Genomic DNA, 11688 nt, shown 5'->3' with positions numbered 1-11688 from the left:
TGGCTGCGGGAGGGTTTATGAGAGCTTTTCCATGGCAGCGTTAATTTCCGCCTCGCAGGAACGCATTGCCAGAATGGTGTCGCCGATGAGTTTGTCCAGCTCCCAGCCCAGCATGGCCGCCCCTTTTTCAATTACTTCACGGGAACAGCCCGCCGCAAAGTTGAGGGCCTTGTACTTCTTTTTAACCGACTTTATTTCCATATCCTGAACGCTTTTCGACGGCCTGATGATGGCAGCGGCCCAGATAAGGCCCGTGAGTTCATCACTGGCATAGAGGACTTTTTCCATCTGGTGTTCAGGTTTGACGTCCACCGTAAGTTCGTAACCATGGCTGCAAACCGCGTGGATTATCTCCTCGTTTACTCCCCCTGCACGGAGAAGCTCAGGCGCCTTGAGGCAGTGTTCCTGGGGGTATTGCTCAAAGTCTATGTCGTGGAGAAGCCCCACGATGCCCCAGAAATGCTTTTCGTCTCCAAAGCCCAATTCGGCGGCATACCATTTCATCACGCCTTCGACAGTCAGGGCATGCTGGAGGTGAAAGGGGTCCTTGTTGTACTGCCTCAAAAGATCCCAGGCCTGATCCCGGGTTATGGAAGATTGTAATGCGCTCATGGTTTATCTTACCAGATAGTGCTTAAGATCCTCAAGGAGCGTTTCTGCGGCCTCAAGCAGAAGGCTGTTCTTTTCAGAAACGGTTTTAAAATCCCCGGCTTTGGCGGCAAATTCCAGCTCTTCAGCCATATTGCCGATATCATTGGCGCTAATCCCCCTTGCAGCCCCTTTTAAACCGTGAACCGAAATGGCGTAGGCTTTAAGATTTTCTTCGCTTGGGTTACGCAGTTTTTCGAGAAGCAAAGGCGCGCTTTTCAGGAAAGCTTCCAGAATACGGAGATATATTTTCTCGTTATTGTAGCGTTTAATACCGCCTTCCATATCCAGACCGGGGATGTTGCTTTTTTCTGCCTGGACCTCTATCTGATGTATATCTGTTACCTTAGCAGCTTCCCCAGGCCTTTCTTTCTCAGCTTTTTCCAACGTTTCAGTACTTTGCCTGTCCTTTATCCATTTGTTGAGAACAGCGTCAAGCTCCATGATGTCGATGGGTTTGGATACAAAGCCGTTAAAGCCTTTTGACATAAATATTTCGTCATTACCTGTCAAAGCGTTAGCGGTAAGGGCTATAATGGGAATATTTTTTGCATAACTGGTTCCGATTTCGTTCCGGATAATTTGAACCGCTTCGATGCCGTCCATTTCGGGCATCATGTGATCCATGAGAACCAGATCGTAGCGGAGTGTTTCTGCTTTTATAACATTGATGGCTTCCCTGCCGCTTGAGACGCAATCAATGGCGAGGCCATAGGGTTCAAGGAGACCACGGGCTACTTCGAGGTTTGTAAGTACATCATCTACCACCAGCACTCTGCCATAGGGCATCCAGGCTCTTTTGAGATCCTGGGCAGGATTGTTATGATCTTCAGTCAAGTGTAAAGCTGTCAACATCTCTGCCTTTTCCTTTCCAATGACAGAATCGCTGATAATTTTTTGGGGAACTGTTATGGTAAAGATGCTGCCTTTTCCATATTCACTTTCGACACTGATAGTTCCACCCATAAGGGTCAGTAATTTTTTGGTGATGGAAAGCCCGAGGCCGGTGCCTTCAATTTTGCGGTTGGCTTTGGTGTCCAGCTGGCTGTATTCAGAAAAGAGTTTCTCAATGTCTTCCTGTCTGATACCCATGCCTGTATCTGAAACCTTGATAGTGATAAGGGCCTGGCTGCCGGGAACTCCGCTGAGCGGATCATGGTTTATCTCAAGACGTACTTTTCCTGCTTTGGTATATTTTATGGCATTTGAAAGTATATTGTTGAAAACCTGTTTTATCCGCAGTTCATCGCCGAAAAGTTTCTCAGGAATAGTCTCGCTTACAGAAAGCTCAAAAATAATGGGCTTTTCACCTATACGTACCATATTTAGGCGGACAGCTTCGCTGATAAGGGCCGCAGTATCATACGCCACCGGGATAATTTCAAAACTACCCGCTTCAATTTTTGAAATGTCCAGAATATCATTGATAATACCTAAAAGGGTTGCGCCGGAACTCCTGATTTTTTCAATATTGCCATAGGTTGTTTCCGGCAGGGGCTTCCCCAGTTCAATATCCGAAAAGCCGATAATGGCGTTAAGAGGTGTACGGATTTCGTGGCTCATGGTAGCCATGAATTCGCTTTTTGCCCGGGAAGCGCTTTCGGCAATTTTAACCTGCCTGGCCAGCTCCTGAGTCCGCTCATCTACCAGCGCTTCAAGCTCATCCTTTTGCTGGCTTACCTGGCTATAAGAATTGGAAAGATTCCTTGCCAGAATAAATGCTGAACTCATGGTAAAAAGAAAGAAACTGTAACGACTTAACAGTATCCCTGTGTGGAGTACAAGCGTATCAAGTAAATCAAAGACAAAAGAACAAACGAGAAGAAAAATGGCCAGTACGATATTTCCCAACGGCGTTTGGAGGAGGGCGTTTCCTATATCATGGAGTTTAATTTTTTTTGATGTTTCACCCTGATGCTTCCATTGGCGGGTTATATTTCTGCCAAAAGTTAATATTACATCATTGATCACTATATAGGCAAAAGCCGGGAGACAGCAGATTTCCCATATAACTAAAATTTCTTCTCCAAACTGGAGTGGAAAAGCAGCCTGCAGCATAATCAGGATGGTACAGAAAACACCATAAATACGGGTAGGCAAAAGTATGCGTTGAAAATTTAGTTGCTCAATAAAGGAACCCAGAAAGAAAACCAGAAGGAAGAGTGAAGCATATTCCAGCCTTTGGGTGATGCTGGAATCGACAATAAAATTATACACAATCGGGCTGCGGGTTATAAAATAAATCCCCACTGTTACAGACAAGAAACTATAATAAAGATTGTATCTCGCCGAGCGGCGCATAAGAAAAAGCAGCAGATGGTATAGGCCCATAAAGATATAGAGGGTACAAAAAATTACCATGGTGTAATCATTTCTGTAATTCTCTACGAGACGGTAATCATCAATATAGTAGGGGGCAGAATAAAAAAAGCCTGTATAGCCAAAAGAAGGCGGCCCTATGATCCTGAAGACCAGAAAATTATCCCCTTCCTTAAGGAGTTCTTTATGAATTGGGATGCCTATGCTCCGGTAAGAGCGATGGGAAGTAATACGCCCCCCATTATCCAGGAATACCTGATATTCTACCAAAGTACCGTTGATGTACACTTCCCAGTTGTCTCCAATACCGGCCAGGAGAATGCCCGGTGATACAGGAATAACGCCATTCATGGCTGCCATGGCCTTTGCGTCTACTTCAAAAGGAATTGCCAGGGTAAATTCTTCATCCGCCTCGTCCTTCAGGGCAAGGAAGGAACGGCGGTTATTAATGGGGACTATATCCCGGATTATCGCTGCATTCCTGCGGCCTGGCTGCAATATGTTTTGCCAGTTCGCTATTGTTAAGGGATGGCGCAGGGTATCAGCAGGATCAAAGCCTGTTTTTGCGTAAATCGGGCTTGCGGATAAATCAATATGAAGGGGACTTACCTGGGTGTTTCGGGGTTTTAAAAGAAAAATCAGTATAATTACCGCAGCGAGTATCATGGCAGTATAAACTGAATATTTTAAGATCCTTTTCATTATGGACAGAATTATACCAAAAGAGAGAAAAAAATAAAACCTCCGCTTCCTGGAGGTTTTGGAAATTTACGGCATACGCTAAATTGCAGGTTTTTTAGTAGTTGTCAGCGCGGATCTGGAAGTAAGCCTTGGGGTGCTTGCAGACCGGGCAAAGCTCGGGGGCCTTTTTGCCGATGATAATGTGCCCGCAGTTTGCGCATTGCCAAATCTGGTCGCCGTCCCTGGAGAACACGATGCTGCTCTCGATATTTTTAAGGAGCTTTTTGTACCGTTCTTCATGTTCCTTTTCGATTTTGCCGACCATTTCGAAGAGCGCGGCAATAGTGGTAAAGCCTTCTTCTTTGGCGGTTTTGGCAAAACCCGCGTACATGTCGGTCCACTCGTAATGTTCACCTGCGGCGGCGTCCTTGAGGTTCGTTTCGGTGCCTGGCACCTCGTCGCCGTGGAGGAGTTTGAACCAAATCTTGGCATGTTCTTTTTCGTTCTGGGCGGTTTCCCTGAAGATGGCGCCTATCTGCTGGTAGCCGTCTTTTTCAGCCTTGGAGGCGTAATACTGGTACTTGGTATGAGCCTGGGCCTCGCCCGCAAACGCCGCCTTCAGGTTCTCTTCTGTTTTGGTTCCTTTTAAATCAGCCATATTTTTCTCCTAAATAAAAGTTACTTTTACTATAACCGTTTAAGAGGATCTTTGCAATTCCAAAATGTCTACAATTCCGAGAGTTCGTTTCGGGAATTGGTATTGGTTTTTACATAAATATGGGATAAATGGTTTTCCACAGTTCGTATGCTGATATACATTTTTTCGGCTATCTCTTTGTTGTTTAAGCGCTGTTTTATCAGGGCGACGATTTCGCGTTCCCGGCGGGAAAGCCCTGATGACGCCCACTTCTGCACAGGCAGCTGGTATTCGGCCCTGATGTAGGTATTGCCGGCAAGCACTGCGTCTATGGCGCTGGTGACTTCGTTAATATCCGCCGATTTTGCGACATAGGCCCCGGCCCCCGCATTGCGGGCATTTTGAATCAGGAAGGGGTCCTCGAACATGGAGCACACCACGATGCCGGGCAGGGCCGTTTTTCTTTTTTTGGCTATTGTTTTTAGCATGGGGATTACCTCAAGGCCGTCTTCAGGTCCAAGGGCAATATCAAGAATGACGACAGAAGGCAGGATTTCAAGGTTTTCAAACAGGGCCTGAGCCTGGGCAAGGCTGCCCGCTGTACCGGCAATGGCAAAGCGTCCGGTGGATCTTAGCCACTCGCCTATGCCGTTGACTGCAAGTGGGTGATCGTCTATGAGTACTACCGTAATCACGGGAGGAACCTTTGCAGGGTCTGCTTGTACGGGGGGGGGGGGGGGGGTATCATACTTCCGTTTCCAGAGGCAGATCCAGGGTAATCCGGACGCCGCAGCCTGTTTCGCTGTCAATGGTCAGCGTTCCGCGCAGGGCCTCTGCCCGCGCATTCATGTTCCACAGGCCGAAGTGGCCTTTGGCTCTGAGTAGGAACTGCGTATCGCTGTCCGGCGCATCAAAGCCCCTGCCGTTATCGGAAACGCATATATGCAGAAGCCCCATGGCCGGAGTTTCGGCCTGACCTTCTCCCCTGTTACTGACCAGTACCGATGCCTCGCTCGCCTCTGCGTGTTTTTCAATATTGGCAAGACATTCCTGCACTATACGGAAGCACTGCAATTGCATATCCACGTTAAGGGGTTCAAGGTTTAAGCCTTCCTGCACGGTTACGGCACATTCAATGCCGGTACGCCGGGAAAAATCATAACACAAACTGCGGATAGCATCAGGCAGGCCCCTGCGTCTGAAATCGGGCGGCACCAGGGTATCGCAGATTGTCCTGATACGCTGCATAAGCTCCTGCTGGCCTTTGACTACTTCTTCGCAGATACGGCGGCGCTCTTCGGCCTGTTCGGCCCTGTTTATGCTGTCGGCCCTGAAGGAAAGACGCCACAGATCCTGGGCAATCGTATCGTGGAGTTCACGGGCAATGCGGGAACGCTCCTGTTCCTGGGCGAGAACCGTTTCCCTGGAAAAAATAAGGCTCTGCTGTCCCATGCTTATGGCCTTTTCGAGTCTGCGGTCCAATAGCCATAAAACCAGTACCGTTAAAAGCACCAGCAGCGAAAAAAAGAAAAAAAGCTGGAAGTACCTGAGCTGAATGGTGTCTGATAGCCCTGTGTCTATAATCTGAAGCTGGTCAACGGCGGTGTCGATTTCAAGCATAATTGAACGTACCCCATTCTCGTCGCTCGTCTCTGCCGCCGCCTTAAGCCTTTCCGCTGTTTTGCCAATGCTGGTCACAGATTTCGTAATGGCCGGACGATTGATCAGATAGAGGTTTCCCGCAGGGGAGGCGGAAAATTTGTCCAGGGCAGAAGTAAAACTGTCCAGAGCTTCGCTTTCAGGGCCTTGCCCGGTTCCGTGGGCCGTGAGCATTGTTTTAATTTCGAGCCACTCGTGTGCTAGGGAAGAGACTGACGGATATTCACTTTTACTGCTGCAGCCTGAAGCAAACATACAGGCGGTAAATAGTGCAATGATTTTCAGTATATAACGTGCCATAACTCTCGAAGGTTCCCCTCTTGACAATGCAACAGGACAAACTCATTGTAATATAATAATGGCGAATGGTAAACCGCAGTTATCAATCAGATGGAAAATGCTTGTTCTTTGCCTGGTATCGGCCCTTGGCAATGCTGCCCTCGGCATACTGGTAAGCGGTATATTCGGCGCGCCATTATATCTGGATACGGTTTTTACCGTTGCCATAATCTTCAGTTTTGGCCTCCTGCCCGGTATGCTGACTGGCGTGCTGCTCTATCCACTCTGCGAAATTTTGCGCAATCTGTTATTTCACTCAGGAGAGAGCATATTCTGGGCAGGCAACGCGTTTGTCCTGTGCACGGTTACGGAAATGCTTTTGGTCTGCTTTTTCCGGACCAAATTAAAAATGCGGCAAAGGCTTTTTGCTAAAGAAGCTCCTCTTTCTTCCTTTATAAGCACAGCCGCAAGGCTCATGGTACTGGTGGCGCTTGACTGCATACTCATCAGTATCATGGGCGGCATTATCGATTTTGCCCTCTTCAAACTTGTTTCGGCGCCCCGGGGCCTGTACCCCGAGGACATCTTCAAACTCGGCCTCATCAGGAACAATGTGCCTGTACCGGCGGCGGCGATCCTTTCCCGCATACCCATCAATATCGTTGACCGCTTTATCGCCGTATTCGGCGGTTACGGCATTTCACTGCTGTACCGAAGGATAGGGGAAGATTCCGATGGTGGCCGAGGCCTTTAGTTTTTGCTTACATAGAACATGACCTCCAGGTTTAGTGGATTTTTAAAAACCCCCGCTATTGGTACACTGGCTTTTTGAGAAGCCATCGCATTTTTAAGATCTGACGGCAATCCAATGCCATTTGATGTATAATTCAGCAGGTCTTCATAAGATCCGTCTGCCGCTCCGCCATCAGTGAAATACTGAGATCCTACACAGTAGGTACGAATTGATCGTGCAGTGTCGCCTATTGCATATTTACCATCATTGGCTGATGTAACAGGCCAATTTTGATTGGCAATAGTATTTTCGATATCAGTCATAGTAACATAATTATTATAGGCTCCCCATATTAAATTGTATTCACCGACACTACTGGTTGATCCGTTGTCGCACCCTGCCAGAACCAATCCCAATGCCAGCAATGCCGCCGACATTCCCATAATGAAAAATCTATTGTTTTTGATTTAAACACCCCTTTGCGGTTTTTATACCCGCTTTCAAATTCTTTTTAACCGCGAGATCACACGAAGTAACACAAAGTTTTAGAAGATTGGGAATTTTTCTTTTTCCTTTCCTTCGCGCGACCTTGTGCGACTTTACGGTGAAAAAATGGATGATGGCAATAAGGCGCCTGGCGCTTCTGCATAAACCAGGCACCTTTGCATTAATACTCCAATGTGGTCGGATTACTATTTTTTTGAAAGATCTGTTTGTGCATTAAGTGAGATAGAACCACCTGCGGTGAGTGATACAGGACTGTTTGTTCTGTAAAGCGTCCATGGCCCAGCACTACTACCACTGCTTAGCGCAAACCAGATATGGTAGGAACCTTCACCCCGCCAGTCGGATAAAAAACCGGATTCTGTTGATTGTAAAGGTCCGCTAATGGTATAATTGTCATAAGATCCAGAAGTCTGTGGTTCAAACGCGCCGGCAACAATATCGGTAAAATAACCAGAGTCCAGGACAATTGCCTGGGCATCAGCTAGAGCTGTTGCTCTAGTTGTAGATTCAGGAAATAAGCCCACAAGGCATGTGTAACTAGCTTCCGCAACCTGTGTATTACTAATCTGTGTTAGTGTAAACTTGTTAGCGCTTTCGGTACTGGTTGATCCGTTGTCGCACCCCGCCAGAACCAATCCCAATGCCAGCAATGCCGCCGACATTCCCCGAATGAAAAATCTATTGTTCTTCATTTCAATAACCCCTTTGCGGTTTTTATACCGCTTTCAGCTTTGTTTTTGTTCTCCGCATAAGCGGACAACACCCTTTTTCAGGATAATTATAAAGCTCCGTATTCGGTTCTGTCTTGAGTAAATTACGCACGATTTTTACCTTGGGGAATTTACAGGTGCAATAAGTCATGATAGATTTATGGAGAGAAACAAATAGGTCTGTTTAGACCTATTTTATGGCAAAAAAGGTCTAAGTAGACCTGTCTGAACATTGAGGGAATAAAGATCACTCAGCCGGAAATAGCCAAAAATTACTGTTTTTTGCGGTTTTTTCTGTATTCTTTTCCTCAATAAATCTGTGGGTCAAGTTTAGGACTTGCTGCGGTTAAAAAGGTATTAAGCCCCGAGTCCAATTCCTTAAGAGAACAACATGCCTTGTCCGCTCTGCGGCGAGGTTGTTGATTAAAAGATTTAATAACCTCAAAGGACACAAAGTTACACTAAGGATAAGTCAAAAAACTTCGTGCCCTTTGTGCATTACGAAGAGGGTAGCGGAAAAGCCGCAGGCTTTGAAGCGAGGGGGAAGGCTTTCCCCCTCATTATTCTTTATTCTCTTACGTTACTTAACAGCCTCGAACCCATGCTTGAGGTCGGCGATGATGTCGTCGATGTGCTCGGTGCCTATGGAGAGGCGCACGGTGTTGGGCTTTATTCCCTGTTCGAGAAGGTCCTTCTCGCTCAATTGGGAGTGGGTGGTGGAAGCGGGGTGGATTACCAGGGACTTCACGTCCGCCACGTTCGCCAGGAGGGAGAAGAGTTCAAGGCTCTCGGTGAATTTTTTGGCCTTGTCGGCGTTGCCCTTGATCTCGAAGGTGAAGATTGAGGCGCCGCCTTTGGGGAAGTATTTCTTGTAGAGGGCGTGATCTTTGTGATCCGGAAGCGCCGGGTGATTGATCTTTTCGACCTGGGGATTGCCTTTGAGGAAGTCCAAAACCTTGAAGGTGTTTTCGAGGTGCCTATCCACTCTGAGGGAGAGGGTCTCGAGGCCCTGGAGGAAGAGGAAGGCGTTGAAGGGAGAGAGGGAAGCGCCGGTGTCCCGGAGCAGGGTAACGCGGGCTTTGATGATATAGGCAAGGTTGCCGACGGCCTGGGTGAACACGACGCCGTGGTAGCTGTTGTTGGGCTGGGAGAGGCCGGGGAATTTGTCGTTCTGGGCCCAGTCGAATTTGCCGGAGTCAACGAGGACGCCGCCTATGGATGTGCCGTGGCCGCCTATGAACTTGGTGGCTGAATGGGCGGCTATGTCTACGCCATAATCAAAGGGGCGGAGCAGGTAGGGGGTGGGGAAGGTGTTGTCCACGATGGCGGGGATTCCGTGCTTGTGGGCGATTTTCGCAACTGCTTCGACATCCACGATGGTGGCGTTGGGGTTTCCCAGGGTTTCGAAATACAGGGCCTTGGTGTTGGGCTTTATGGCTTTTTCGAAGTTTTCGGGCTTGGAGCCGTCCACAAAGGTGACTTCCACGCCGAGGTCTTTGAAGGTGTTGGCAAAGAGGTTGTAGGTTCCGCCGTAAAGCTGGTTGTCGGAAACGATGTGATCCCCTGCGCGGGTGATGTTCTGAATGGCGTAGGTGATGGCGGCGGCGCCTGACGAGGTTGCCAGGGCGGCAACGCCTCCTTCGAGGGCGGCGATGCGTTTTTCAAAAACGTCCCAGGTGGGGTTCATGATCCGGGTGTAGATGTTCCCGGACTCTGTAAGGCCGAAGCGGTCTGCCGCGGACTTTGACGAGGGGAACACGTAGGAAGATGTCTGGTAGATGGGCACGGCCCTGGCGTCTGTTGCCGAGTCGGGCGTCTCCTGCCCTGCGTGAACTTGAGCGGTCTCGAACTTGTAATTAGCCATAATGAGCTCCTTTGGCATTTTGCCATATAAAAATATAATACCTATCGGATTAGTATGATATACCCCTTCAACCAATCTGTCAAGGGAATTTCTGATTTTTCTCGCTTTTCTTCTATTTTATATCGTCCAGGTTGAAGGGCGTCTCCTGGTACACATAGTTGAGCCAGTTGGAAAAGAAGAGGTGGGCGTGGGCCCGCCAGCGGACTACCGGCGCCTGCGAGGCGTCGTCGCCGGGGTAGTAATTCCTCGGTATGGCGATGGGCTTGCCCTGCCCAAGGTCGCGGCGGTATTCCCTGTCCAGGGTGAGGGAGTCGTACTCCAGGTGGCCTGTTACGTAGATCTCCCGGAGGTCCCGGGCGGTGGCTAGAAAGACGCCGGTTTCGACTGACTCGGATTGTATGGTCAGCTCGGGCCTCGCGGCCAGGGCATCGCGGTCGCAGCTTGTGTGCCTGGACTGGGGGGCAAGGAACTCATCGTCAAAACCCCTGAACAGGGGGGAATGGCGCTCGTTGATCTTGTGGGGGAAGACGCCGAACAGTTTTTTGGCGAGGGGCTGCTTGGGTATGCCATAATGGCGGTAGAGGGCTGCCTGGGCGCCCCAGCAGATGTGCATGGTTGACCATGCGCTCTTCACCGAATAGTCGATGACCGCCGCAAGCTCGTCCCAGTAGTCCACTTCCTCGAAGGGGAGGGTCTCCACCGGCGCGCCTGTGATGATGAGGCCGTCGAAGTGCATGCCCAGGGAAATGACCTCCTTGGCGCTGATGTAGAATTTATCGAGGTGCCCCGGGGGCGCGTTTTTGGATTCGTGGCTTCCCATTCTGAGAAAGGTGATGTCCACTTGAAGAGGCGAATTCCCCAAAAGGCGCAGAAGCTGGATCTCCGTGTCCACGGTGGTGGGCATGAGGTTTACTATCCCCACTTTGAGGGGGCGAATGTCCTGGTGTTCGGCGCGGTCTTCGGTCATAACGAAAACCCGTTCTTCCCTGAGGGCGTTATAGGCGGGCAGGGCCCGCGGTATTTTGATTGGCATTTGCTGTCTCCGCTATAATTTCAGCTTTAGGGGTATCCGGGGCACGTCTGCAATGTGAAGGAAACGGCTTATGCTTTCCACGAGGAAATCGTGATCTTCCAATTGGTGGAGGCCCGAATCCGCCACTACGGCAACCAATCCGGAATCCTTAAGCTTAATGGGAAAAGCGCCGCCCGATGGGGCATAGAATTTGGGGTCGAGACCCTGGTCCTGCAAAACGTGCTTGCCTTTGAGGAGCCTTAAATAATTAAGGAGGCTTGAGATTTCAAGATCCCTTACCACATTGTATTTTCTGGTCATCCAGCTTTCATGGTTGAGGTTGGTTCCCGGCGGGAAATACTGGAAAAGCACCAGGCCCGAAATGGATCTGATGCTTATGGAGAGGCCCAGTTTTTTTTCCAAAGCCATGGAAGCCATAAGGCTTCCGAGGTCCCATACATCCTGACGGCTGAAGCTTGGGAATTGGAGCAGCTCTTCCTGCTTTTGGGCGAGGGCAATAAATTTATCGTAGTTCATTGAGCCTCCGGCGGGGAACTTCGCGCTTCGCGGAGATTCCCTGATTGTGGATAGAAAATTTATCAGTGCTGTACTATACTAGCCTAGAATTCAATTAAATTT

Annotated in this window: 11 protein-coding genes; 1 reads left to right on the top strand and 10 read right to left on the bottom strand. The window is 49.0% G+C overall.

The features are described from left to right. Positions 1-15: 15 nt before the first annotated feature. The 5 genes from TREAZ_RS14140 to TREAZ_RS14120 all read right to left on the bottom strand — a co-directional run bounded on the left by TREAZ_RS14140 (position 16) and on the right by TREAZ_RS14120 (position 6244). Entirely contained in the window at positions 16-612 is a 597-nt protein-coding gene (locus TREAZ_RS14140) for a hydrolase (RefSeq protein ID WP_015712569.1), read from the bottom strand. Between the two features lie 3 nt (positions 613-615). Next, positions 616-3669 carry an ATP-binding protein gene (locus TREAZ_RS14135; protein ID WP_015712568.1) on the bottom strand — a complete coding sequence of 1018 codons (3054 nt, stop codon included), beginning with the start codon at positions 3667-3669 and terminating at the stop codon, positions 616-618. 94 nt (positions 3670-3763) lie between these two features. Beyond that, the gene (gene rbr / locus TREAZ_RS14130) at positions 3764-4306 is read right to left on the bottom strand and encodes a rubrerythrin (protein WP_015712567.1); all 543 of its coding nucleotides are present in this window, start codon (positions 4304-4306) and stop codon (positions 3764-3766) included. Positions 4307-4374: 68 nt separating this feature from the next. Beyond that, complete coding sequence (locus TREAZ_RS14125) at positions 4375-4980, bottom strand: response regulator transcription factor (RefSeq protein ID WP_015712566.1); 606 nt, start codon at positions 4978-4980, stop codon at positions 4375-4377. A 49-nt stretch (positions 4981-5029) separates the two neighbouring features. Next, complete coding sequence (locus TREAZ_RS14120) at positions 5030-6244, bottom strand: sensor histidine kinase (protein WP_052297691.1); 1215 nt, start codon at positions 6242-6244, stop codon at positions 5030-5032. 97 nt (positions 6245-6341) lie between these two features. On the opposite strand from TREAZ_RS14120, the gene TREAZ_RS14115 reads away from it, so the two are divergent. Next, positions 6342-6977, top strand: coding sequence for a hypothetical protein (locus TREAZ_RS14115; protein WP_015712564.1), 636 nt, complete (start codon positions 6342-6344; stop codon positions 6975-6977). Here the strand turns inward: TREAZ_RS14115 and TREAZ_RS14110 are convergent. The 5 genes from TREAZ_RS14110 to TREAZ_RS14090 all read right to left on the bottom strand — a co-directional run bounded on the left by TREAZ_RS14110 (position 6974) and on the right by TREAZ_RS14090 (position 11586). Beyond that, positions 6974-7399, bottom strand: coding sequence for a hypothetical protein (locus TREAZ_RS14110; RefSeq protein ID WP_043923122.1), 426 nt, complete (start codon positions 7397-7399; stop codon positions 6974-6976). The two genes, TREAZ_RS14115 and TREAZ_RS14110, sit on opposite strands and share 4 nt — an antisense overlap. A 249-nt stretch (positions 7400-7648) precedes the next feature. Continuing rightward, positions 7649-8155 (bottom strand): hypothetical protein, encoded by a 507-nt coding sequence (locus TREAZ_RS14105; RefSeq protein ID WP_043923121.1) that lies wholly within the window; start codon positions 8153-8155, stop codon positions 7649-7651. 598 nt (positions 8156-8753) lie between these two features. Then, a complete protein-coding gene (locus TREAZ_RS14100; RefSeq protein ID WP_015712560.1) occupies positions 8754-10037 on the bottom strand; it encodes an O-acetylhomoserine aminocarboxypropyltransferase/cysteine synthase family protein in 1284 nt (427 codons plus the stop codon). A 112-nt stretch (positions 10038-10149) separates the two neighbouring features. Further along, positions 10150-11070 carry a homoserine O-succinyltransferase gene (locus TREAZ_RS14095; protein ID WP_015712559.1) on the bottom strand — a complete coding sequence of 307 codons (921 nt, stop codon included), beginning with the start codon at positions 11068-11070 and terminating at the stop codon, positions 10150-10152. A gap of 12 nt (positions 11071-11082) precedes the next feature. Further along, entirely contained in the window at positions 11083-11586 is a 504-nt protein-coding gene (locus TREAZ_RS14090; RefSeq protein ID WP_015712558.1) for a heme-degrading domain-containing protein, read from the bottom strand. Positions 11587-11688: the final 102 nt, after the last annotated feature.

Origin of the sequence: Leadbettera azotonutricia ZAS-9 (genome assembly GCF_000214355.1) — a bacterium.
Lineage (GTDB): Bacteria > Spirochaetota > Spirochaetia > Treponematales > Breznakiellaceae > Leadbettera > Leadbettera azotonutricia.
The sequence above is the reverse complement of the archived record's forward strand: the minus strand, read 5'-3'. Positions and strand labels throughout refer to the sequence as shown.